This window comes from Pseudomonas sp. MLB6B (assembly GCF_054508135.1).
Map to the genome: position 1 here is coordinate 3,222,101 of NZ_CP199313.1, position 24,730 is coordinate 3,246,830.

The 24,730-nt window shown below is 65.5% G+C and carries 17 protein-coding genes; 10 read left to right on the plus strand and 7 right to left on the minus strand.

The features are described from left to right. The first annotated feature begins 36 nt into the window (after positions 1-36). The 5 genes from ACSMEV_RS14230 to ACSMEV_RS14250 all read left to right on the plus strand — a co-directional run bounded on the left by ACSMEV_RS14230 (position 37) and on the right by ACSMEV_RS14250 (position 8,027). Positions 37-735 (plus strand): pirin family protein, encoded by a 699-nt coding sequence (locus ACSMEV_RS14230; RefSeq protein ID WP_459205726.1) that lies wholly within the window; start codon positions 37-39, stop codon positions 733-735. 169 nt (positions 736-904) lie between these two features. Beyond that, positions 905-2,146 (plus strand): multidrug efflux RND transporter periplasmic adaptor subunit MexE, encoded by a 1,242-nt coding sequence (mexE, locus tag ACSMEV_RS14235; protein WP_459205727.1) that lies wholly within the window; start codon positions 905-907, stop codon positions 2,144-2,146. Positions 2,147-2,158: 12 nt separating this feature from the next. Beyond that, entirely contained in the window at positions 2,159-5,341 is a 3,183-nt protein-coding gene (locus tag ACSMEV_RS14240) for an efflux RND transporter permease subunit (protein WP_459205728.1), read from the plus strand. Next, positions 5,338-6,753, plus strand: coding sequence for an efflux transporter outer membrane subunit (locus tag ACSMEV_RS14245; protein ID WP_459205729.1), 1,416 nt, complete (start codon positions 5,338-5,340; stop codon positions 6,751-6,753). The genes ACSMEV_RS14240 and ACSMEV_RS14245 overlap by 4 nt, the downstream gene beginning before the upstream one ends. 269 nt (positions 6,754-7,022) lie before the next feature. Beyond that, positions 7,023-8,027 carry a FecR family protein gene (locus ACSMEV_RS14250; protein ID WP_459205730.1) on the plus strand — a complete coding sequence of 335 codons (1,005 nt, stop codon included), beginning with the start codon at positions 7,023-7,025 and terminating at the stop codon, positions 8,025-8,027. Between the two features lie 3 nt (positions 8,028-8,030). Here ACSMEV_RS14250 and ACSMEV_RS14255 read toward each other — a convergent pair whose 3' ends face one another. Next, positions 8,031-9,350 (minus strand): Na+/H+ antiporter family protein, encoded by a 1,320-nt coding sequence (locus ACSMEV_RS14255; RefSeq protein WP_459205731.1) that lies wholly within the window; start codon positions 9,348-9,350, stop codon positions 8,031-8,033. Between the two features lie 391 nt (positions 9,351-9,741). Here ACSMEV_RS14255 and ACSMEV_RS14260 point away from each other — a divergent pair, with 391 nt between their 5' ends. Further along, positions 9,742-11,889, plus strand: coding sequence for a methyl-accepting chemotaxis protein (locus tag ACSMEV_RS14260; protein WP_459205732.1), 2,148 nt, complete (start codon positions 9,742-9,744; stop codon positions 11,887-11,889). 153 nt (positions 11,890-12,042) lie between these two features. Here the strand turns inward: ACSMEV_RS14260 and ACSMEV_RS14265 are convergent, their stop codons facing one another. Together ACSMEV_RS14265 and ACSMEV_RS14270 are read right to left on the minus strand one after the other, a co-directional pair. Beyond that, the gene (locus ACSMEV_RS14265; protein WP_459208352.1) at positions 12,043-13,224 is read right to left on the minus strand and encodes an MFS transporter; all 1,182 of its coding nucleotides are present in this window, start codon (positions 13,222-13,224) and stop codon (positions 12,043-12,045) included. Between the two features lie 102 nt (positions 13,225-13,326). Then, complete coding sequence (locus tag ACSMEV_RS14270; protein WP_459205733.1) at positions 13,327-14,001, minus strand: RraA family protein; 675 nt, start codon at positions 13,999-14,001, stop codon at positions 13,327-13,329. A 231-nt stretch (positions 14,002-14,232) separates the two neighbouring features. Here ACSMEV_RS14270 and ACSMEV_RS14275 point away from each other — a divergent pair, with 231 nt between their 5' ends. After that, positions 14,233-15,216, plus strand: coding sequence for a hydroxyacid dehydrogenase (locus ACSMEV_RS14275; RefSeq protein WP_459205734.1), 984 nt, complete (start codon positions 14,233-14,235; stop codon positions 15,214-15,216). A gap of 85 nt (positions 15,217-15,301) precedes the next feature. After that, positions 15,302-16,630: an MFS transporter gene (locus ACSMEV_RS14280; RefSeq protein ID WP_459205735.1), complete on the plus strand. Its 1,329-nt coding sequence runs from the start codon at positions 15,302-15,304 to the stop codon at positions 16,628-16,630. Positions 16,631-16,786: 156 nt separating this feature from the next. Here ACSMEV_RS14280 and ACSMEV_RS14285 read toward each other — a convergent pair whose 3' ends face one another. The 3 genes from ACSMEV_RS14285 to ACSMEV_RS14295 all read right to left on the minus strand — a co-directional run bounded on the left by ACSMEV_RS14285 (position 16,787) and on the right by ACSMEV_RS14295 (position 20,785). Next, the gene (locus ACSMEV_RS14285; protein ID WP_459205736.1) at positions 16,787-17,500 is read right to left on the minus strand and encodes an IclR family transcriptional regulator; all 714 of its coding nucleotides are present in this window, start codon (positions 17,498-17,500) and stop codon (positions 16,787-16,789) included. Positions 17,501-17,689: 189 nt separating this feature from the next. Then, positions 17,690-19,072, minus strand: a complete 1,383-nt coding sequence (cysS, locus tag ACSMEV_RS14290) for a cysteine--tRNA ligase (RefSeq protein ID WP_459205737.1) — start codon at positions 19,070-19,072, stop codon at positions 17,690-17,692. Positions 19,073-19,081: 9 nt separating this feature from the next. Beyond that, entirely contained in the window at positions 19,082-20,785 is a 1,704-nt protein-coding gene (locus tag ACSMEV_RS14295; protein ID WP_459205738.1) for a glutamine--tRNA ligase/YqeY domain fusion protein, read from the minus strand. 232 nt (positions 20,786-21,017) lie between these two features. Between ACSMEV_RS14295 and ACSMEV_RS14300 the strand changes: the two genes are divergently transcribed. Further along, positions 21,018-21,518, plus strand: a complete 501-nt coding sequence (locus tag ACSMEV_RS14300) for a peptidylprolyl isomerase (RefSeq protein WP_459205739.1) — start codon at positions 21,018-21,020, stop codon at positions 21,516-21,518. Beyond that, positions 21,515-22,258 carry a UDP-2,3-diacylglucosamine diphosphatase gene (gene lpxH / locus ACSMEV_RS14305; RefSeq protein ID WP_459205740.1) on the plus strand — a complete coding sequence of 248 codons (744 nt, stop codon included), beginning with the start codon at positions 21,515-21,517 and terminating at the stop codon, positions 22,256-22,258. The genes ACSMEV_RS14300 and lpxH overlap by 4 nt, the downstream gene beginning before the upstream one ends. On the opposite strand, the gene pvdQ is transcribed toward lpxH, so the two are convergent. After that, entirely contained in the window at positions 22,255-24,561 is a 2,307-nt protein-coding gene (pvdQ, locus tag ACSMEV_RS14310) for a bifunctional acylase PvdQ (protein WP_459205741.1), read from the minus strand. The genes lpxH and pvdQ overlap by 4 nt on opposite strands. Positions 24,562-24,730 lie beyond the last annotated feature (169 nt).

Consider the following 24,730-nt stretch of genomic DNA (forward strand, 5'->3'; position numbering starts at 1 on the left):
CATGCATCCATTCCACCTTCAACCTTGGAGCCTCCCATGCTGCAACTGCGCCCCTTCGATACCCTCGGCCATGCCAACCATGGCTGGCTCGATGCCCACCACCATTTTTCCTTCGCCGAGTACCACGACCCGGCCCGCATGAACTGGGGCAACCTGCGCGTCTGGAACGACGACCTGATCGCCGCCGGCAGCGGCTTTCCTGCCCACCCGCACCGCGACATGGAGATCATCACCTATGTCCGCGAAGGCGCCATCAGCCACGAAGACAGCCTGGGCAACAAAGGCCGTACCGAAGCCGGCGACGTGCAGGTGATGAGTGCGGGTACCGGTATCGTGCACAGCGAATGGAACAGCGAACCTGTCGATGTGCGCCTGTTCCAGATCTGGATCATTCCGGAGCGCCGGGGCGAGGCGCCTTCATGGGGTACCCGGCCCTTCCCTCGCGGCGAGCGCGACGAGGGTTTCGTGACCCTGGCCAGCGGCCGCGACGGCGATGACCAGGCTCTGCGCATCCGTGCCGACGCGCGCCTGGCAGCCGCCACGGTGCGCGCGGGCGAAACCGCGGTGTACACCTTCGAACCTGGCCGACGTGGATACCTGGTACCGGCGCGCGGTGTGATCGAGGTCAACGGGCTACGCGCCAATGCGCGCGATGGCGTGGCGATCGAGCAGGAACGTGAAGTGCGCGTGACGGCCCTCGAAGACGCCGAGATCGTATTGGTCGACGTGGCCTGATCGAGCGGATGGGCGGCTCTCATTTGGGCCGCCTAGCGCCATCATCAACCGGCAGACATACTTTGCATCATTCAGATCGATAATAACCTTCGTCCCATTCGATTCGTCCGCTTCTCCCGCCCCGCGCACACTCCGCCCACTTTCCTATCGGTCAATGGCGGGCTCTCCCATGCAACGTTCCTCCCTTCCCTTGCGTTTTCCCCTGGCGGCCCTGGCCGTCATGGTGATCAGCGCCTGCGGCCGCGCGCCCGACGCGGTGCAGGCGCCCGCAGCTCCCAAGGTCACCGTGGCCAAGGTGATCGAACAGCCGATCAACGAATGGGACGAGTTCACCGGCCGCCTGGAAGCGCCGGAAACCGTCGAGGTGCGGCCACGGGTTTCCGGACAGATCGACCGCGTGGCCTTCACCGAAGGGGCGCAGGTCAAGCAAGGCGACCTGCTGTTCCAGATCGACCCGCGCCCGTTCCAGGCCGAAGTGCGACGTCTGGAGGCGCAACTGCAGCAAGCCCGCGCCAATGCCAGCCGCAGTGACAACGAAGCCCAGCGCGGCGCCCGTCTGCGCGATAGCAACGCCATTTCCGCAGAACTCGCCGAATCGCGCAGCAGCGCTGCCGCCGAAGCCAAGGCCGGTGTAGCGGCGATCCAGGCCCAGCTCGACCTGGCGCGCCTGAACCTGAGCTTCACCCGCGTCACCGCGCCCATCGCCGGGCGCGTAGGCCGCGCGCAGTTCACCGCAGGCAATATCGTCAGCGCCGACGTCACGCCGCTGACCACGCTGGTGTCCACCGACAAGGTCTACGCCTACTTCGACGCCGACGAGCGCGTCTACCTCAAGTACGCACAGCTCGCCCGCCAAGGCCAGCGCGGCCAGACCACCCCGGTGTACCTGGGCCTGAGCAACGAGGCCGACACCCCGCACCTGGGCCAGATGAACTTCGTCGACAACCAGGTCAACCCGCGCACCGGCACCATTCGCGGCCGCGCCGTGTTCGACAATGGCGACGGGGCATTCACCCCCGGCCTCTACGCGCGGCTGAAACTGGTCGGCAGCGCCCAGTACGACGCCGTGCTGATCAACGACGAAGCCGTGGGCACGGACCTGGGCAAGAAGTTCGTGCTGGTCATGGACAAGGACGACACCGCCGAATACCGCAGCGTCGAACTCGGGCCCAAGCTCGAAGGCCTGCGCATCGTGCGCAGCGGCCTGGGCAAGGACGACCGTATCGTGGTCAAGGGCCTGCAACGGGTACGCCCCGGCAGCAAGGTCACGCCCCAGGAAGCGCCAATGGCCAGCGATGCCACCCTCGCCGCCCTCGCCCGCCAGCGCCAGGCGCTGCAAGCCAGCCAACCGGCCCCCAAGGCCGCAGCGGGCGACGCCAAGCTCGCCAGCGTTTCGGCCCCTCGCGGCTAAGGACTCAGACCGATGAACTTCTCGCGCTTTTTCATCACTCGGCCGATCTTCGCCGCAGTGCTGTCGTTGATCCTACTGATCGCCGGCAGCATCGCGCTGTTCCAGCTACCGATCAGCGAATACCCCGAAGTGGTGCCGCCGACCGTCGTGGTGCGCGCCAACTTCCCCGGCGCCAACCCCAAGGTCATCGGTGAAACCGTGGCGTCGCCCTTGGAGCAAGCCATCACCGGGGTCGAGAACATGCTGTACATGTCCTCGCAGTCCACCGCCGACGGCAAGCTGACCCTGACCATCACCTTCGCCCTGGGCACCGACCTGGACAATGCCCAGGTGCAGGTGCAGAACCGCGTGACCCGCACCCAGCCCAAGCTGCCCGAGGAAGTGACGCGCATCGGCATCACCGTCGACAAGGCCTCGCCCGACCTGACCATGGTCGTGCACCTGACTTCGCCCGACCAGCGCTACGACATGCTCTACCTGTCCAACTACGCCATCCTCAACGTCAAGGACGAGCTGGCGCGGCTGAACGGCATCGGCGACGTGCAGCTGTTCGGCATGGGCGACTATTCGCTGCGGGTCTGGCTCGACCCGAACAAGACCGCCTCGCGCAACCTGACCGCCAGCGACGTGGTCACCGCCATCCGCGAGCAGAACCGTCAGGTCGCCGCCGGCCAGCTCGGTGCGCCGCCCGCACCCGGGGCGACCAGCTTCCAGCTGTCGATCAATACCCAAGGCCGCCTGGTCACCGAAGAGGAGTTCGAGAACATCGTGGTGCGCGCCGGCACCAATGGCGAGATCACGCGCCTCAAAGACGTCGCCCGCGTCGAGCTGGGTTCGAGCCAGTACGCCCTGCGTTCGCTGCTGAACAACCAACCGGCCGTGGCCATTCCGATCTTCCAGCGCCCAGGCTCCAACGCCATCGACATCTCCGACGAGGTGCGGGCGAAGATGGCCGAGCTGAAGAAAGATTTCCCCGAGGGCATGGACTACAGCATCGTCTACGACCCAACGGTGTTCGTGCGCGGCTCCATCGAAGCGGTGGTGCACACCCTGTTCGAAGCGCTGATCCTGGTGGTCCTGGTGGTGATCCTGTTCCTGCAGACCTGGCGCGCTTCGATCATTCCGCTGCTGGCAGTGCCAGTGTCGCTGATCGGCACCTTTGCCGTGATGCACCTGTTCGGCTTCTCGCTCAATGCGCTGTCGTTGTTCGGCCTGGTGCTGGCCATCGGCATCGTGGTGGACGATGCCATCGTGGTGGTGGAGAACGTCGAGCGCAACATCGGCCTGGGTCTCAAGCCCATGGAGGCCACGCAGAAAGCCATGAGCGAGGTCACAGGCCCCATCGTCGCCACGGCGCTGGTGCTGTGCGCGGTGTTCGTGCCGGCAGCGTTCATTTCCGGGCTGACGGGCCAGTTCTACAAGCAGTTCGCCCTGACCATCGCCATTTCCACGGTGATCTCGGCCTTCAACTCGCTGACGCTGTCGCCGGCCCTGGCCGCGGTGCTGCTCAAGGACCACCACGCGCCGAAGGACCGTTTCTCGCGTCTGCTGGAGCGCCTGCTCGGCGGCTGGCTGTTCGCCCCGTTCAACCGCTTCTTCGAGCGCGCCTCGCTGCGCTACGTGGCAGGCGTAGGCCGGGTCATCCGCTCCAGCGGCATCGCGCTGTTCGTCTATGCCGGGCTGATGGCCCTGACCTACCTGGGCTTCGCCTCGACGCCCACCGGTTTCGTGCCTGCGCAGGACAAGCAATACCTGGTGGCCTTCGCGCAACTGCCGGATGCGGCGAGCCTGGACCGGACGGAAGCGGTGATCAAGCGCATGAGCGAAATCGCCTTGAAGCAACCGGGTGTATCCGATTCGGTGGCCTTCCCGGGCCTGTCGATCAACGGCTTCACCAACAGCCCCAACAGCGGTGTGGTGTTCACGCCGCTGAAGCCCTTCGACGAACGCAAGGACCCGAGCCAGTCGGCCGCCGCCATCGCCGCCGCGCTCAACGCCCAGTTCGCCGACATCGAAGACGCCTACATCGCCATCTTCCCACCGCCACCGGTCCAGGGCTTGGGCACCATCGGCGGCTTCCGCCTGCAGATCGAAGACCGCGGCAACCTGGGCTACGAAGCGCTGTACCGCGAAACCCAGAACATCATCGCCAAGAGCCATGACGTGCCGGAACTGGCCGGGCTGTTCACCAGCTACCAGGTCAACGTGCCGCAGGTCGATGCCGCCATCGACCGTGAGAAAGCCAAGACCCATGGCGTGGCGATCAACGACATCTTCGACACCTTGCAGATCTACCTGGGCTCGCTGTACGCCAACGACTTCAACCGTTTCGGCCGCACCTACCAGGTCAACGTCCAGGCCGAGCAGCAGTTCCGCCTCGATGCCGAGCAGATCGGCCAGCTCAAGGTACGCAACGACCGTGGCGAGATGGTCCCGCTGGCGAGCTTCCTCAAGGTCAGCGACACCTCCGGCCCCGACCGGGTGATGCATTACAACGGCTTCATCACCGCCGAGATCAACGGCGCCGCAGCCCCCGGCTACAGCTCCGGCCAAGCGGAAGCGGCGATCGAGCGGCTGCTCAATCAGGAGTTGCCCAACGGCATGGTGTTCGAATGGACCGACCTGACCTACCAGCAGATCCTCTCGGGCAACACCGCACTCTTGGTGTTCCCGCTCTGCGTGCTGCTGGCGTTCCTGGTGCTGGCGGCCCAGTACGAAAGCTGGAGCCTGCCGCTGGCGGTGATCCTGATCGTGCCGATGACGCTGCTGTCGGCCATTACCGGGGTGATGCTGGCCGGTAGCGACAACAACATCTTCACCCAGATCGGCCTGATCGTACTGGTGGGCCTGGCGTGCAAGAACGCCATCCTCATCGTCGAATTCGCCAAGGACAAGCAAGCCGAAGGCCTCGACCCGCTGGCGGCCGTACTGGAAGCCTGCCGCTTGCGCCTGCGGCCGATCCTGATGACCTCGATCGCCTTCATCATGGGCGTGGTGCCGCTGGTGCTGTCGTCCGGCGCCGGTGCCGAAATGCGCCATGCCATGGGTGTGGCGGTGTTCTCGGGGATGATCGGCGTGACGCTGTTCGGCCTGTTCCTGACCCCGGTGTTCTTCTTCCTGATCCGCCGTTTCGTCGAACGTCGCGAGGCGCGCAAGGCCGCCGTTCGCCCCGCCGCCTTGGAGAGCCAGCCATGAACCTGCTCAAAGCCCTGACCCCGAGCCTGCTGGCATTGGCCCTGGCGGCCTGTGCGGTGGGCCCTGACTACCACGCGCCGGATACCGTGCCGGCGCAGCTGGACGCACAACTGCAAGGCCAGCGCCTGGACCGCGCGCGCTTCGAGAGCGCCTGGTGGCGGCAGTTCGACGACCCGGTGCTGAACCAGTTGGTCAGTGCCTCGCTGGCCGGCAACCGCGACTTGCGCGTGGCGTTCGCCCGGCTCAAGGCCGCGCGCGCACTGCGTGAAGAAGACAGCCTGGACCGCGTACCCACGGTCACCAGCCGCGCCAGCAGCGAGCTGGGCAAAAGCCAGATTCCGGGGCAGACCGACGATCGAGTCAACATCGAGCGCTATGACCTGGGCCTGGACATGGCCTGGGAGCTCGACCTGTTCGGCCGCATCCAACGGCAGATCGAAGCCAGTCAGGCCCGTGAGGATGCTGCGGCCGCCGACGTGCAACAGCTGCAGGTCAGCCTGATTGCGGAGCTGGTCGATGCTTACGGCCAACTGCGCGGTGCCCAACTGCGCGAACGCATCGCCACCGATAACCTCGACAACCAACGCCAGTCGCGCTCGCTCACCGAGCGGCTGCGCGATGCCGGCGTGGGCAATGAGCTGGACGTGATGCGCGCCGAGGCGCGCCTGGCCGGCGTCGAAGCGACGGTGCCGCAATTGCAAGCGCAGCAGGCACGGGCGCGCAACCGCATCGCCACCCTGCTCGGCCAGCGCGCCGATGCGCTGAACGTCGACCTCTCGCCCAGTGCTCTGCCGGCGATCGCCAAGGCCCTGCCGGTGGGCGACCCCGGCGAGCTGCTGCGCCGGCGCCCGGACATCCGCCGCGCCGAGCGCGAACTGGCCGCCGCCACGGCCTCGGTCGGCGTGGCCACCGCCGATCTGTTCCCACGGGTCAGCCTCAGCGGCTTCCTTGGCTTCACCGCCGGGCGAGGTTCGCAACTGGGCAGCGCCGCAGCCAATGCCTGGGCCTTGGGGCCGAGCATCCAATGGGCGGCGTTCGACCTGGGCAGCGTGCGCGCCCGCCTGCGCGGCGCCAAGGCCGACGCCGAGGGCGCGCTGGCCAGCTACGAGCAGCAGGTGCTGCTGGCCTTGGAGGAGTCGGCCAATGCCTTCAGCGATTACGGCAAGCGTCAGCAGCGGCTGCGCGCCCTGGTGCGCCAGAGCGAGGCCAGCCGCAAGGCTGCGGAGCTGGCCTCGATACGCTATCGCGAAGGCAGTGTCGATTATCTGGTGCTGCTCGATGCCGAGCGCGAACGTCTGGCGGCCGAGGATGCGCAAGCTCAAGGCGAGGTCGAGCTGTACCAGGGCATCGTCGACATCTACAAAGCCCTGGGCGGAGGCTGGGAGCCGACGGTGGTGGCCAGCACCCGCTGAATGCCAAAGGGCGCGTCTAATGGCGATGCCCCTACGACAAGGTTCGAAGGGGCCGCTGTGTTCGGGCCCTGATGACTACGAGTACTGTATGCAACCGTTCGCCTGCGCATCGCGCAGGCACCCTCCATTTCGGCTGCCATGCAAGCTGGCAGTGGGCAGCAACCGGTCCAGCAAACCAGCAGAAAAATCGCATCTGATAGTGGTTCGCCATTATCCCGGTTCTCGCACAGGGGCCGTCGGGGTTAGAATGCGCAAAACCCGGAGCGCCGATGAACCACGAACGCCTGCCACCCAGTGACCCCGATGCGATTACCGATGCCGCCGCGCACTGGTGCATGCGCCTGCATGCCGACGACTGCACCGAAGCCGAACGCCAGGCGTTCGCACAGTGGTTGGCGGCCGATCCACGGCACGTCGAGGAGTACAAGGCCATCGGCGCGATCTGGCAGAACGTCGAGCATGTGCCGCGCCGCCATACGCACGTGGTCTACAACCCGCCCTACCGTCGTCCGCCGCTGCGCTATCGCCTGCGTCGCTTCGCGCCCGCATTCGCCTGCGCACTGCTGGCACTGCCCGTTGCCGGCTGGTTCGGCTGGGAGCAAGGGCTGCTGCCCAACAGCTACCAGCACTTGAGCAGTGGCGCCGCCCGCCAGACGGTGCAGTTGAGCGACGGCAGCCAGGTCGAGCTGAACCTGCACACCGAGTTGCGGTACTTCAACTTCAAAGACCAGCGCAAGGTGGTCCTGGTCGAAGGCGAAGCCTTCTTCGAGGTAGCCCACGACAGCGAGCACCCGTTCATCGTGCAGGCCGGGCGCGGTCAAACCCGCGTCACCGGCACGCAATTCAACGTGTGGAAGTATCAGGATCAGGTCAAGGTCACGTTGGTACAGGGCTCGGTGCTGGTCAGCAGCGATGGCGACAGCGGCTATCGCCTCAGCCCTGGCATGCAGGCCACCTACCGCAAGGGCGACTTCGAGCCGCAACTGGCCCAGGACGACGACTACGAACGCAGCCTGGCCTGGCGTAGCGGCAAGCTGGTGCTGGACGACCTCAGCCTGCAACAGGCCCTGCCCATCATCAGCCGTTATCTGGACAAGCCGCTGCGCGTCGCCGACGACAGCACCGGCAAGATCCGCATCAGCGGCGTGTACAACACCGGCGAGGTCGAGCGCCTGGTGGCCATGTTGCCCAAGGTGCTGCCGGTCTACCTGACCCGCAGCAAGGATGGCGGCACCGTGCTCAACCGCATCGCCCTGCCACCACCGCGCGGTTGAGCCTTACAGCACCATCGCCGCGATCCAGCCGAAGCCCAGCAACGGCAGGTTGTAATGCAGGAAGGTCGGTACCACGGTATCCCAGATGTGATGGTGCTGGCCGTCGACGTTCAGGCCCGAGGTCGGCCCCAGGGTCGAGTCCGAGGCAGGGGAACCGGCGTCGCCCAACGCCCCTGCCGTACCGACGATGCACACCGTGGCCAGCGGGTCGAAGCCCAGTTGCAGGCACAGCGGCACGAAGATCGCCGCCAGGATCGGCACGGTCGAGAACGACGAGCCGATGCCCATGGTCACCAGCAACCCCACCAACAGCATCAACAGCGCGCCGATGCCCTTGCTGTGGTCGATCCACTGCGCCGCGGCCTCGACCAACGACTTCACTTCGCCGGTGCTTTTGATCACTTCGGCAAAGCCCGACGAGGAAATCAGGATGAAGCCAATCATGGCCATCATCTTCATGCCTTCGGTGAAGAGGTCGTCGGTGTCTTTCCAGCGCACGATGCCCGACAGCGAAAAGATCAGAAAGCCGACCATCGCGCCGATGATCATCGAATCCAGCCACAGCTGCACGACGAACGCCGCCAGGATGGCCAGCCCGGCCACCAGCAAGGTCAGCGGGTTGTACTGCACGCTGACCTGTTCGACCTGCTCGATACGCGCCAGGTCGTAGTCGCGCTTGCGCCGGTAGCTGACGAACACCGCCACCAGCAGGCCGAAGAGCATGCCGGCCGCAGGCAGGGCCATGGCGTGGGTGACGTTGATGCCACTGACGTCGACCCCGGCGCGGCTGACGTTGGCCAGCAGGATCTGGTTGAGGAAGATGTGGCCGAAGCCCACCGGCAGGAAGATGTACGGCGTGATCAAACCGAAGGTGATCACGCAGGCGATCATTCGCCGGTCGATGCGCAGGCGCGTCAGCACGTACAACAGCGGCGGCACCAGCAGCGGAATGAAGGCGATGTGGATCGGCAGGATGTTTTGCGATGCCACCGACACCACCAGCAGCAGCCCAATCAGCAGCCACTTGACCTTGCCGCCTTCGGCCTGCCCCTGGCGGTCGAACATCGCCAGCGCGCGGTCGGCCAACGCGTGGGCGAGGCCTGACTTGGCAATGGCTACGGCGAACGCGCCGAGCAAGGCGTAGGACAACGCCACCGTCGCGCCGCCGCCCAGGCCAGTGTTGAAGGCTAGCAGCGTGCCTTCGATGCCCAGCCCTCCGACGAGCCCACCGGTCAGGGCGCCGATGATCAACGCGATGACCACGTGCACACGGGACAGGCTCAGGATCAGCATGACGCCGACCGCGGCAATGACTGCATTCATTTCTTCGAGTACCTCGTTGCGACAGACGAAAGCGAGCGCACCGGCGCCAGGCTGCCCAAGGCAAGGCCGGTACGAAAGGATGGTTGTTCTTGGAGGGCGCACACTCTGAAGCAGCCCTGCCCGCTTGTCAAAGCGACGCAGCCCACGTCTCGCACGCTCGCCAGGTTTTTCTTGAACGCTCGGATAAAGAAAAAACGCGCGCCGCCGATGCAGTTGCGAGCCCAGGAAACCAACGACGGACCCGCGGGCCGACGCCAGGCTGGAGGGATCAAGCCGGGCGCTTGCAGGGCGCGCCTCCATTCGAGGCGGCTGGGCAGGAGTGCGTGGCAGCGCCACGGGATTACGCGGGTGGTGTCGTCCAGAACTAGAACCGATTCCAAGAGAGTGCCTCATGCCGCTGCGTCAATTGTCCATCCAATGGAAGATCACCCTGCTGGCCGGCTTGTGCCTGGCCAGCATCGTCACGTTGCTGGTCGGCCTATCGCTGTATCGCATGAACGCCAGCGCCGGCCTGGTCGAAGCCAGCAGCATGCAGATGCTGGGCAAGGTCGCCCAGGCGCGGCTGGAAGCGCAGAGTGAGGCCCAGGGCCTGAACGTGCGCCGTCAGTTCATGGACGCCTATCAGTACGGCGCCGGCGTCGCGCGCCAGGTGATGTTCGTGCGCGAGCAGGCGCGCAAGCGTCAGTTCGACGCCCGCGACCTGCGCCAGGACCTGACCGACCAGGTACACAAGGCCTTGCAAGGCAACCCTGACCTGCTCGGGTTCTCGCTGGTCTTCGAGCCTAACGCCCTCGACCGCCAAGACAGCCAGTTCGCCGGTCAGGGGGCCCTGGGCAGCAACGCCGACGGCCGCTTCGCGTTGTACTGGTCGCAACCGCGTCCTGGCCAGCTCACGGCCATGGCCCTGCCCGAGCGGGACATGGCCGACACCAGCATCGGCCCGAGCGGCGAGCCGGCCAACACCTGGTGGGTCTGCCCACGTAGCACGGGCAAGGTGTGCATCAGCGAACCCTATTTCTATGCCATCGACGGCCAGCAGGTGCTGATGACCAGCATCGTCTTCCCGCTGATGGAGAACGGCAAAGCCATCGGTACGTTGTCCACCGACATCAACCTCAACAGTCTGCAAGCCATCAGCGAACGCGCCAGCGCCGGCCTCTACGAGGGCCGCACCACCGTCGGCATTCTCAGCCCCGCTGGGTTGCTGGCCGGCTACAGCGCCGACGCCAGCAAGCTCGCGCAGCGCTATGAGCAGGTCGACCCGGCCCAGGGCGCGGAGCTGGTGCGCACCCTCGGCCAGGGCCAGGCGCAGCAGGTGGTCGAACACGAGCACCGGCTCAAGGTGCTGACCAGCTTCGAACCGGTGCCCGGCAGCAAACGCTGGGGCGTGTTGCTGGACTTGCCCAAGAGCGTGTTGACAGCGCCTGCTGAAACCCTGAAAAGCGAGCTCGACACCCTCAACCGTGAAGGCATGCTGCTGCAACTGGCTCTTGGCATCGCCGCGGCCATCGCCGGCCTGTTGTTGGTCTGGCTGCTGGCGCGCGGTGTGACTCGGCCGATTCTGGGTGTGGCGGCCATGCTCAAGGACATCGCCAGCGGCGAAGGCGACCTCACCCGCCGCCTGACCTACGACAAGCGCGACGAACTGGGCGAGCTGGCCGGCTGGTTCAACCGTTTCCTCGACAAGCTGCAACCGACCATCGCCGAGGTGAAGGCGTCGGTGCAGGCCGCACGCGGCACCGCCGACCAATCGGCAGCCATCGCCAGCCAGACCAGCGCGGGTATGGAACAGCAGTACCGTCAAGTCGATCAGGCTGCCACGGCGTCCCACGAAATGAGCGCCACCGCCCAGGATGTCGCCCGTAGTGCGGCCCAGGCGGCGCAAGCGGCACGCGACGCCGACCAGGCTACCCGCGAAGGCTTGACGGTGATCGAACGCACCACGCAAAGCATCGACCACCTGGCCGCCGACATGAGTACGGCCATGGCCCAAGTAGCGGGCTTGGCACAGAACAGCGACAAGATCGGTTCGGTGCTCGAAGTAATCCGCTCGATTGCCGAACAGACCAACCTGCTCGCCCTCAACGCCGCCATCGAAGCGGCCCGCGCGGGCGAAGCGGGTCGCGGCTTCGCCGTGGTGGCCGACGAGGTGCGCAACCTGGCCCGACGGACCCAGGAGTCGGTCGAGGAAACGCGCCAGGTGATCGAAGCCCTGCAAGCCGGCACCCAGGAGGTGGTCGGCGCCATGCAAGGCGGCCATCAGCAGGCTCAAGGGGGCGTGGAACAGGTGTCTGCCGCCGCGGCTGCGCTGCAACGGATCGGCCATGCGGTGTCGGTCATCACTGACATGAACCTGCAAATCGCCAGCGCTGCGGAAGAGCAAAGCGCTGTGGCCGAAGAGATCAACAGCAACATCGCCACCATCCGTGACGTGACCGAGTCGCTGTCGGGGCAGGCCAACGAATCGGCGCGGGTCAGCCAGTCGCTGAACCAGCTGGCGAACCAGCAGCAGGGGTTGATGGATCAGTTCCGGGTCTGAAGGCTGGGTGGGCGGTACGGCCGGCCTTGCTGGCCGTGCCTGATGCACGGCGCTGCCAGCGCAGCTGCCAAGGCCGTGCATTACCCTCGCATAGGGTTTGACGGTTGGCCTCCGAGGCGCACGCCACCCTGCCCTAGCCATTGCTCTGGTGCGCTAGCGGCGCCGCCTGGCGATTTCACGCGCGAGCGTCACCAGCAGCAACACCCCGCCGGCAAGCCCCAGGGTCAGCGACGCGCCGACGTGGGCGGCCACAGCGCCCGCCAGCAGACCACCGATCGCTTCGAAACCGAAACGCAAGGCGATGTAGAACGACACCACCCTGCCGCGCAAAGCGCTCGGTGCGCCGCTCTGCAATTGCATGTTGGTACTGACGTTGCTCACCGTGATGCCGAACCCCAGTGCGCCCAGTGCCACCAGTGCCACCGGCAACGGCCCAGGTGCCGCCAGACCCAGCAGACCGGCCGCGCAAAGCACGGCACCCGCGGTGATGAACGTACGCAGGCGCGATGACGAACCGCTGACTGCCAGCACCAGTGTGGCGACGAATGCCCCTGCGCCGGCACCGCCCCACAGCCAGCCCAGAGTCCGTGCATCCCCCTGGTACACCGACTTGGCCAGCACCGGCAGCAGCGCCGTGTAGCACGAGGCCAGGACATTGACCACCACCACGCTGACCATCAGCTGCCGCACATCGAGCGTGCACCACAGGTAGCGCAGGCCTTCGCGGATGACCTCTCGGGTCGAGCCGCTGGCTTTGCTGGCAGGGCTGCCGCGCACCTTGATCAGGCCCACCAGCAGCGCGGAAAACGCCAGCGCCGTGAGCAGGAAGCACAAGGCTTCGCCCGCCCAAGCGATCAGCGCGCCGGCCAGCGGCGGGCCGACGAAGCGTGCCGCGTTGATCAGCATGGCGTTGAGTACCAAGGCATTGGGCAGGTCGGCCGGGTCGGCGACGAAGCTGCCGATCAACGCCTGGCGCAGCGGCGTCTCGAAAGCGTTGAGCAGGCCCAGCAGCAAGGCCATGCCGACCAGGCTCGACGCATTCAACAGGTGGGCATAGGCCAAGCCGGCCAGGGCCAGTGACTGCAGGGCCAGCAATGTCTGCACCGCGATCAGCAGGCGGCGCTTGTCATGGCGGTCGGTCCAGGCGCCGGCGATGGGGCCGATCAGCAACTGCGGCGCCAGGGTGACGAAAGCGATCACGCCGAGCAGCGCTGGGGAATCGGTCAGGTGGTAGGCCAGCCAGGCCAGGGCGACCTGCTGCACCCACTTGCCCAGGGTCGACACCGCTTGGCCGGTGAAATAGACCTGGAAGGCTGGATGCGCCAAAGCCCGCACGGGGGCGGGCCAGGCGCGTACGGGGACGCGGTGTGGATCGGGCAAAGCGCTACTCCTGTGGGTACGGCGACCGCTCGGCCCAGCCGCGCAACTGCGCGCAGGTCAAGGCAACAGGCAGCCTTTGGCTTTCAGTGAGGCCAGGACCCAGGTCCGGTCATTGGTGCCCTGGGCGATCTGGTCGAGTTGTTTCTGTTCGGCCGCATGCTTGGCTGCGGCACGGTCGTACACCTCGCCCACCTGATCGAACGGGACGCACAACAGGCCGTCGTCGTCACCGATGATCAAATCACCGGGCTCGATCACCATGCCGTCGATGGCGATGGGTACGTTGATCTCGCCTGGACCGTCCTTGTAAGGGCCGCGATGCGAAATGCCGGCCGCGAACAACGGAAAATCACCGGCGCCGAGAGTGCCAGCATCGCGGATCGCGCCATTGATGACGATTCCGGCCACGCCCCGCTTGATGGCGTAAGCGACCATCATCTCGCCGATCAGGGCATTGGACAGGTCACCGCCGGCATCCACCACCACCACGTCGCCGGGTTCGGCGATGTCCAGGGCGTAATGCAGCATCAGGTTGTCGCCCGGACGCGCCTTGACCGTCAATGCCGCACCCGCCAGCACACCAGCGCGGTGCATGGGGCGGATGCGTGCGCCGCCGGCGGTCATGCGGTTCATTGAATCGCTGACATTGGCCACTGGCACGTCACGGTAGCGGGCGACCCATTCGGCGTCGACTTTGCGGGCACGCTGCAGAACTCTGAATCCAATGCTCATGTGGCCAACCTCTTGCTGGGGTCATAGGTGAGCGGCAAGTCCGCTCGTTTTTTGTTTTTTCAGAATGGCATTTCATTTATTCCATTGCAATGCTTCTGAAGCTTTCCTTTACCCAGCGGCAACAGGTTTCTATTTTGGTTATTGCAACGCCATTTCAATATGGTTAGTGTTTGCTCAACCCGCCACAGCGCGTGGCGCAGATGCTCCAATCACAAGAACAAGGCATACATCATGAGCACGACCAAAACCGTTCTGCTGACCGGACCCGAACTCGCACCCGACGCCATGCGCCTGGCCGCTGACCAGGGCGTGCGTGTGATTCCCACGACGCCCTACCTGCCCGCTGCCGAGCTAGAAGCGATCATTCGCGCCGAGCAGCCCGACGCGATCATCGTCCGCCAGGGCGAACTGAGCGAGTCGATGATCGCCGCCTCTGCCAACCTCAAGGTGGTCGCCAAGCACGGCGTGGGTTACAACACCATCGACATCCAGGCCGCCGCCGCGCGTGGCATCCCCGTGACCATCGCGGCCGGGGCCAACGCGCAGTCGGTCGCCGAACATGCCTTCGCCCTGCTCTTCAGCGTGGCGCGGCAAACGGCATCGCTCGACGCGCGCATGCGTGCCGGGCACTGGGACAAAGCCTCGGCCAACGGCGTGGAGCTGTTCGGCAAGACGCTCGGGCTGGTCGGCCTCGGCTCGATCGGCAGTGTGCTGATGGACCTGGTGGCGCCTTTGCAGATGAAGGTCAAGGTCTACGACCCGTTCCTGCGACAATTGCCTGAACGTGCTCACGTCGAACGGGAAACCGATTTCGACCGACTGCTCGGCGAAAGCGATATCATCAGCCTCCATTGCCCCCTGACCGAGACCAACCGCCACCTCATGGGCGCCGCTCAGTTCGCCCGCATGCGCCCTGGCAGCATCCTCATCAACACGGCCCGTGGCGAGCTGGTGGACACCGCAGCACTGGTCGAGGCCCTGCGCTCGGGCCAGCTTGCCGGCGCCGGGCTGGACACCTTCGAACCGGAGCCGCCGCCGGCCGACAGCCCGCTGTGGAGCCTGCCGACCTTGGTCGCCACGCCGCACATCGGCGCCAACACTTCGGCCGCACGGGACCGCGTAGGCCTGCTCGCGCTGCAGCAGGTGTTCGCGGCCTGGGCAGGCGAGCCGCTCGACCCGCGCTGCGTGGTCAACCGCCACCTGCTGGACAACTAGCCTCTCGCCATACGGCCGGGCTTTGCCGCAAAAAGCCCCACCCAGATCCGCGTAACTCCAGAAAAAATAACAATTGGAGCGCTCTATGACTGCGACCACAACACCCGTCAGCGAACTTGAACGCGCCACCATGCGTCGCGTCGCCTGGCGTATCCTGCCGTTCCTGATCGTCTGCTATCTGATCGCCATCATCGACCGTGGCAACATCGGCATGGCTTCTTTGCAGATGAACGAAGACCTTGGCCTCACCGCCAAGGTCTTCGGTTTCGCCAGCAGCCTGTTCTTCTTCGCCTACTTCCTGGTCGAGGTGCCGAGCAACCTGGCCATGCAGCGCTACGGCGCGCGCATCTGGATCGCTCGGATCATGATCACCTGGGGCATCATCTCCGCCGGTACCGCCTTCGTGGGCGGCGCCAACTCGCTGTACGTCATGCGCTTCCTGCTCGGTGCGGCCGAAGCCGGCTTCTTCCCGGGCGTACTGCTCTACCTCACCTACTGGCTACCCGCCGCCTACCGCGCACGCATGGTGGCGATCTTCATGGTCGCGATCCCGGCGGCCAACTTCATCGGTTCGCCGCTTTCCGGCCTGCTGTTGAGCCTCGACGGTTGGCTGGGCATGCGCGGTTGGCACTGGCTGTTCATCATCGAAGGCATTCCAGCCGTACTGCTCGGCGTCGCTTGCCTGTTCGTGCTGACCGATCGTCCCGAGCAGGCCACATGGCTCACCGACGAGCAGCGTGGCTGGCTGATCCGGCGCCTGGCCGACGAGTCGGCGAAGAAAACTGCGATCGGCCACATCTCGCTGTGGAAACTGCTGCGGCACAAGGACATCTGGTTGCTGGCCCTGATCTACTCGGGCGCGTCGGCTGCCGGCAGCACCATGAGCGTGTGGGCGCCGCAACTGCTGAAGACCTTTGGGCTCAGTTCGATGGAGATCGGCCTGGTCAATGCCATCCCCTATGGCCTGGCGTCGGTGATGATGGTGATCTGGGGCCGCAGCTCCGACCGCACTGGTGAACGTCGCTGGCATACGGCGATGACCATGCTGCTGATCGCGGCTGGCCTGCTGATGACCCTCTTCACCTCGTCCCTGCCCGCTACCGTGCTGATGCTGAGCATGGTGCTGATCGGCGCCTACTCCATGAAAGGTCCGTTCTGGGCGCTGGTGTCGGGCTGGCTGTCGTCCTCGACGGCAGCGGCGGGCCTGGCGGCCGTCGGTGCCTTGGCCAATCTGATCGGCGGCGGCCTGATGGTCAACGCCTACGGCGCCATCCACGACGCCACTGGCAGCTATGCCATCGCGCTCATGCCGCTGGCTGCGCTGTGCGCCTTGGCAGGCGTGCTGGTGCTGATCATCGGGCGCAAGCGTCAGCAGGAACAGACCCAGGCGGCCCAAGCGGCCGTGGCCAAGTAACGCGCTCGCACATGGTTCCTGCCCAACCGCTGCACGGGCAGGAACCGATGCATACCCGCCGACCCCAGCCGATTGCCTGGCCCCGCGTGCACGGAGCTGGCGTCGGCAAGGTCGCATGCAGGCCAGCAGCCGCTGAGCCCGAACCCACTCGCAGCGTCACTTCACGGACGCTGCGCCCTCCTCGGTCTTACAGCCCAAACTGCGCATCAGATCGCGTGCGGTGTGGAAAAACACCTCGCGCAAGGTGTGCGCCGTCTCTTCCGTGAGGCGACTGGCCGGACCCGATATGACCAACGCCCCCATCAGCTCTTGCTGGGCGCCATAGATGGGCAAGGCCATCGAAGCGGCATGCGGGTCGGTGGCGCCGCGGGAATAATAGGGCCTGTCGAGCGCCATACCGGCCGCATAACCGGCCCTCAGCGCCTGCGCGCCTGCGGCTTCGTCCATGGGACGCATGTCGCCGGGCTGCAGATTCAGGCGCAGGCTGTGAGGCGAATTGACCCGGTACTGGCACATCCGGTAGGCACCGTGCCGGACATAGAAGGAGGCCGTTTCGCCCGTCTGTTGCGACAGGTGGTGCAGCCTGGGCATCACGTGCCTTTCCAGATCCAGCGCTTCCTGGTAGACGGCGTTGAGGCGCATCACCTCGCTGGCCAACTGATAGCGGCCGTCGGCCATACGCGTGATGAAACCGTGGGTTTCGAGCGACACCATCAAACGCATGATGGTGCTCTTGATCAGTCCAGTGCGCTCGGCGAGGTCCACCAGGCTCAGCGCCGTGTCACCCATTTGGAAGGCCGTCAGGACAGTGAGCACCCGATCGGCCGAGGCCACCCCATTCACCGCCGGGCGCGGTCGCGCTTTTACCATTGCGAATACCTTCTAAGGCTTGCAGCCCCTGGAGATTCGGGGCCGAAAAAAGGGAAATGATGGGGCGCCGCCGGGCGTGTGCAGCTGGCCGGGCGTGGCCAACCGCACAGGATGCTCTTGGGCGAAGCGCGTCAGCGGCACGGCGGGCCGGCGATCCTTGCGATGGGGCCCGCCTTCACGACCTGTCGATCAGTCCGCCAGACGCCAGGTCGTAGTGCCTTTGCTGTCTTCCAATACCACGCCCATGGCCGTGATCTGGTCGCGAATGCGGTCCGACTCGGCCCAGTTCCTCTCGCTGCGCGCTTGCAGGCGCGCCTGGATCAGCGCTTCCACTTCGGCGGCGTCGACCTTGCCTTCGGCGCCTGCGCGCAGAAAATCGTCGGCCTCGAGCTGCAGCACACCCAGCACGTCGCCCAGCTCGCGCAGACGCCCGGCCAGCCCAGCGGCTGCCTCAGGGCCGCTCTCGCGCAGACGGTTGATTTCGCGCACCAGGTCGAACAACACGGCGCAGGCTTCGGGCGTGCCGAAATCGTCGTTCATCGCCTGAGTGAAACGTTCGACGAACGCCTCGCCACCGGCCGGCGCCACCCGCGGCAGCCCGCGCAGCGCATGGTAGAACCGCTCCAGAGCAGCCTTGGCGTCACGCAGGCTGTCTTCGGAATAGTTGATCGCGCTGCGGTAGTGGCTGGCGACCAGCAGGTAGCGCACCACCTCGGGGTGGTACTTGTCGAGCACGTCGCGGATGGTGAAGAAGTTGTTCAAGGACTTGGACATCTTCTCGCCATTGATGCGGATCATGCCGCAGTGCATCCAGGCGTTGGCGTACGGCTTGCCGGTGGCCGCCTCGCTCTGGGCGATCTCGTTCTCGTGGTGCGGGAATTCCAGGTCGCTGCCGCCGCCGTGGATGTCGAAGCTCTCGCCCAGGCAGCAGGTCGACATTACCGAGCACTCGATGTGCCAGCCCGGACGGCCCGGCCCCCACGGCGAATCCCAGCTCGGCTCGCCAGGCTTGACGCCCTTCCACAGCACGAAGTCGAGCGGGTCCTGCTTGGCTTCGCCGACCTCGATGCGTGCGCCGATGCGCAGGTCCTCGACCTTGCGCCGCGACAGCTTGCCGTAGCCGACGAACTTGCCGACGCGGTAGTACACGTCACCGTTGCCCGGTGCATAGGCATAGCCCTTGTCGATCAGGGTCTGGATCATCGCGTGCATGCCGGGGATATGGTCGGTGGCACGCGGCTCCTGGTCCGGCGGCAGGATGTTGAGACGGCGTTCGTCCTCGTGCATGGCGTCGATCATGCGCGCGGTCAGCTCATCGAAACGCTCGCCGTTCTGGTTGGCGCGGTTGATGATCTTGTCGTCGATGTCGGTGATGTTGCGCACGTAGGTCAGCGCGTAGCCGCTCTTGCGCAGCCAGCGCGTGACCAGGTCGAAGGCCACCATGCTGCGGCCGTGGCCCAGGTGGCAGTAGTCGTACACGGTCATGCCGCACACGTACATGCGCACATTGTTGCCGTCGAGCGGTTTGAAGACTTCTTTCTGCTTGCTCAGGGTGTTGTAGACGGTAAGCACGACGGTTCCTCAGCTGCCCCAGGAGTCACGCAGGGTGACGGTGCGGTTGAACACGGGACGGCCCTGCTGGCTGTCCTTGAGGTCGGCGCAGAAATAACCTTCGCGCTCGAACTGGAAGCGATCTTCGGGCTGGGCCTGGGCCAGCGACGGCTCGGCACGGCAACCGCTGAGCACTTGCAGCGAGTCGGGGTTGATGTTGTCGAGGAAGGTGCCGCCGTCTTCGGTCTTTTCAGGATTGGCCGAGCGGAACAGGCGGTCGTACAGGCGCACTTCGCACTCGACGCTGGCCGCGGCCGGCACCCAATGGATCACGCCCTTGACCTTGCGCCCTTCGGGGTTCTTGCCGAGGGTGTCCGGGTCGTACGAGCAGCGCAGCTCGACGATGTTGCCGTCGGCATCCTTGATCGCTTCGTCGGCGCGGATCACGTAGCTGCCGCGCAGACGCACTTCACCGGCCGGTTCCAGGCGCTTGTAGCCCTTGGGCGGGGTTTCCATGTAGTCGTCCCGATCGATGTACAGCTCGCGGGCGAATGGCAGCGTGCGCACGCCCATGTCTTCCTTGGGGTGGCGCGCCAGCTCCAGTTGCTCGACCTGGCCCTCGGGGTAGTTGGTGATGACCACCTTCAGCGGGCGCAGCACGCACATGGCGCGCGGTGCGGTGCGGTCGAGGTCGTCGCGGATGCTGAACTCGAGCATCGACATGTCGACCACGCCATCGGAGCGGTTGGTGCCGATCATGTCGCAGAAGTTGCGGATCGACGCCGGGGTGAAGCCGCGGCGGCGGTAGCCCGACAGCGTCGACATGCGCGGGTCGTCCCAGCCCTCGACGTGCTTTTCGTCGACCAGCTGCTTGAGCTTGCGCTTGGAGGTGATGGTGTAGTTCAGGTTCAGGCGGCTGAACTCGTACTGGCGCGGGCGCGCCGGCACCGGCAGGTTCTCCAGGAACCAATCGTACAGCGGGCGATGGCCTTCGAACTCCAGGGTGCAGATGGAGTGTGTGATGCCTTCGATGGCATCGGACTGGCCATGGGTGAAGTCGTAGTTAGGGTAGATGCACCAGGCGTCGCCCGTCTGGTGATGGTGCGCATGGCGAATGCGATAGAGGATCGGGTCGCGCAGGTTCATGTTCGGCGAGGCCATGTCGATCTTGGCGCGCAGCACGCGCTCGCCATCCTTGAACTCACCGGCCTTCATGCGCGCGAACAGGTCGAGGTTCTCCTCGACGCTGCGCTCGCGGAACGGGCTGTTCTTGCCCGGCTCGACCAGGTTGCCGCGGTACTCCTTGGCTTGTTCGGGGGTCAAGTCGCAGACATAGGCCTTGCCACGCTTGATCAGTTCGACTGCCCACTCGTGCAGCTGGCCGAAGTAGTCGGAGGCATAGCGCACCTTGCCGGCCCATTCGAAGCCCAGCCACTTGACGTCGCGCTGGATGGCGTCGATGTATTCCTGGTCTTCCTTGGCCGGGTTGGTATCGTCGAAGCGCAGGTGGCACGCGCCGCCGAACTCCTCGGCCAGGCCGAAGTTGACGCAGATCGACTTGGCGTGGCCGATGTGCAGGTAACCGTTGGGCTCTGGCGGGAAACGGGTGACGATGCTGGCGTGCTTGCCGGCGTCCAGATCGGCCTGGACGATGGGCCGCAGGAAGTTCGCTGGGGCTACGGGAGCGCCTTTGGCGGCAGCGTTGGGCGCGTGGTCGGCGGTGGGCTTGCTCATAGGATCCTTGAATGCACGTGTCGGGCCGGGTAGGCCGATCGAATCAAAACGCCTATCATAGCCGATGCAGTCAAGGGGCTGACAGCCGAACACGGCAATCCCGTGTGATTTGTCTCGGTCAGGCCCAGGCGCGGCACCTTCGATGTGTCGCGCAGGTCCCATCCCTCGTCAGGTAAGCGCATGCGCCTGGCGCAGCGCCCATTTCCACATGCCTCAAAAAGCGAGTTCCCGCATGTCCAAAGTCAAACTGAGCACCAACCACGGCGACATCGTCCTGCAACTGAACGCCGAGAAAGCCCCGCAGACCGTCGAGAACTTCGTGCAGTACGTCAAGGAAGGCCACTTCGACGGCACCATCTTCCACCGCGTGATCAAAGGTTTCATGATCCAGGGCGGCGGCTTCTCGGCTGACATGAGCCAGAAGAAAACCCGCGCCAGCATCCAGAACGAAGCCGACAACGGCTTGAAGAACCAGAAGTACAGCATCGCCATGGCCCGCACCATGGACCCGCACTCGGCCTCCGCGCAGTTCTTCATCAACGCCTCCGACAACGACTTCCTCAACCACAGCGGCAAGAACACCCAAGGCTGGGGTTACGCAGTGTTCGGCGAAGTGATCGAAGGCCGTGAAGTGGTAGACGCCATCGAGAAGGTTGCCACCGGTTCCGCCGCTGGCCACCAGGACGTACCGAAAGACGCGGTCGTGATCGAGAAAGCCGAGATCGTTGAGTGATACTGCTGATCTCCGATCTGCACTTGCAAGAACAACGCCCGGACATCACTCGGGCGTTTCTCGATCTGCTCTCGGGCCGTGCGCGGCAGGCCGAGGCGCTGTACATCCTGGGCGACTTCTTCGAAGCCTGGATCGGCGACGACGCCATGACGCCTTTCCAGCGCTCGATCTGTCTAGCCCTGCGCCAACTGAGCGACAGCGGCACCCAGGTGCTGCTGATGCACGGCAACCGCGACTTCCTCATCGGCAAGGCTTTCTGCAAGGCCGCCGGCTGCACCCTGTTGCCCGATCCATGCGTGGTGGAACTGGGCGGCGAACCGGTGCTGCTGATGCACGGCGATACCCTGTGCACGCAAGACGTGGCCTACATGAAACTGCGCCGCTACCTGCGCAACCCGCTGACGCTCTGGCTGTTGCGTCACCTGCCGCTGTCCACCCGGCACAAGCTGGCGCGCAAGCTGCGCAGCGAAAGCCGTGCGCAAACGCGCATGAAAGCCAGCGACATCGTCGACGTCACCCTCGACGAAGTACCGCGGCAGATGGCGGCCCATGGCGTGCGTACGCTGATCCATGGCCACACCCATCGCCCGGCGGTCCATGAGCTGCTGGTCGAAGGCCAGCCGGCACGGCGCATCGTGCTGGGCGACTGGGACCGCAGCGGCTGGGTGCTGCAAGCCGACGAACACGGCCTGCAGCTGGACAGCTTCCCTATCGAGCAGCCGCCTGCGGACCGCGCCTAGCGCGTCCGTTGGGCCTCGTCGGCCTCACTGATGCTATAGACCCGGTACTGGGGATCGGCTTCGATCTGCGCTTGGCTGAACGGCAGTGGCGCCAACTGGCGCGCGGCGAAGGCGCGGGTCTGGTCGTCGTAATGCGGCGAAGCCGATTCGCTGGACAACGAGAACGCCAGCAACCCCTGGGCCTGCGGCCCTTGCGCGGTGAAGCTCACCACCTGCAAGTAGCTCGTGCCGCTCACCACCCGCCGCTTACCCGGCGCCACCGGCACGCTGACCATCGAGTTGTACACCCCAAGGGCCTGCGGCCCTCCCGCCACCGGGGTGCCCGCGGCAGACTGCTGGATTTGCCCCCACTGCGCGTTGTCGGCGATACCCGCCTCGCGAACCTTTTGCAACGATGCCAACGCCGCCTCGCGCAAATGGGTGCGTACCGCCGCCTGCTCGACTGCCAGACCGCGCGGCGTGTGCTGCGGATCGGCAGGGTCGAATGGCACCCGCCACAGTTCAGGATGGTTGGTGAGATCGGCGAACAGGTTCTGGAAGTGGATCCAGCCCAACCCGCTGTCAAGGTCGGCCTTGCCGTCCCAGGCTTGCAGGCTGGCACACAGGGCCGCTAAATCGCTCTGCACGGTGGCGCACCACTGTTGCAGATCGGGGCGCAGCAATTGCGCCAGGTACACCTCGTCGTCCAGGACCAGGTCGCGCAACGCAGCGGCGTCGAGCTTGCCCTGCCCTTTCAGGCGTTCGAGCGCAAAGCGGCTGCGCAGGCCCAGCGGATGTTCGGCGCGGCTGACCACAGGCGAGAAGCCAGTCAGCGGTTGCGCGGGATTGGCCATCCAGGCCGAATCGTTCGAGTGCTGCACGAAATCGCGCCGTTGCAGGCTGGGCAGTTGCTGGGCCGGGAAAATGCCCGGCTGTGCTGCCTGCGCGTCGATCTTCCATGCGCAGGCCTGGCGCGAGCCGTCGAGCACCACCAGTGGCTGACCGGCCGCCGCCGGGTCGCTGCACGTGGCCAGCAGCGCTTGGTCGACATAGGGCACCACCGACTGATTCAGGTACAACGCCTCGCCGCCAGCGTCCACCGCCAGGGTGTTGACCCATGGGATGCCTTGGGTTTCACCGATAGAGCGTTTCAGCGCGCCCAAGCTGTCGGCACGGTTGATCTGGTACCACTGTTGCAGCACTCGCGTATTGGCCAGGTTGGCATCGCGCAGGCTATAGGCGTGCTGGCCGTCCCAGTCCAGGCGCCCAGGCCATTGCACGATGGGCCCGAAGACGGAGCTGTAGACTTCGCGGCGTACTGGGTTGAGCCGGCCCTGCTCGTCTTTGACGGCGACGGTCAACGTCTGGCGCTGCAAAGGTCGAGACACACCGTCGAGCAGGTAACGGGTCGGGTCCTTGGGGTCGAGCTGCAAGCGGTAGAGGGTGAAGTGTTTGGAGCTGTCGACGGTGTGCGTCCAGGCCAGGTGTGGGTTGAAGCCGATGTTGATCAGCGGCAGTCCGGGCAATGCAGCGCCCATGACGTCGAGCTGGCCGGCGATGGTCAGGTGCATCTGATAGAAACGCAACCCGCCTATCCAGGGGAAGTGCGGATTGGCCAGCAGCAACCCGCGACCGTTCGCCGAGCGCTGCGCGCCGACCGCGATGGCGTTGCTGCCACGCTCGCTGGCGAAGCGTTGCTGGCGCGCCAGGGCGCTGGCGAAATGCGAAGCGGCGGGCGCCTTGGCCAGGCCGGGGGGCGTGGCGCCGGCCAGCGCTTCGGCGAACTGCCCGACACCGCCTTCGGCGAGCAGGCGGCGGGTCAGCTTTATCAGGTCGCGACTGGTGATAGGCCGCACGCTCGCGCCGTCGCCACATTCACTAGGCAGGCCTTGGACGCGGCGTTCGGCGAGCACACGGTTGTAACCACTGGCGTAGCCTTCGAGCAAGGCGCGCACGGCTGCGGGTTGCGCCTGCAGGAACTCGTCGACCGCGGCTGGCGTATTGAGCCAAGTGAAAAACAGATCGCTGTCGAGGTTGTTACGCCGATCGACGGTCGTGCCTTGGCTGCCGTGATAGCGCGACCGCTCGCCGCTCACGGTCAGCACCTCGTCGGCCAGAAGGCACAGGTTGTCCTGACCATAGGCGTAACCGATGCCATAGCCCAGGCCCCGCTCGTCCTTGGCCAGGATATGCGGCACGTCGAATGTGGTGCGACGAATCTGCGCGCTGGCCTCGAGAGGCGCGGCATGGGCTTGGGCAGCGACGGCGGCGAGGACGACGGCTGACAGACTGAGGCACGCCAGCGGGCGCGAACGTGTGGTCACAAGTGCTCCTGATCGATTCGAGGGTCATCACGATCAAACGAAGCGAAGGACGCAGAAATTTACTTGGGGAAGGTGCAGGCGTGAAGACGGTATCGCACCGCTCCGGCACATTTTTTTTTACCTTGGGTGCAGTTTTTGCGTTCTCGTTCGTCTTACTTCATTGAGGCGC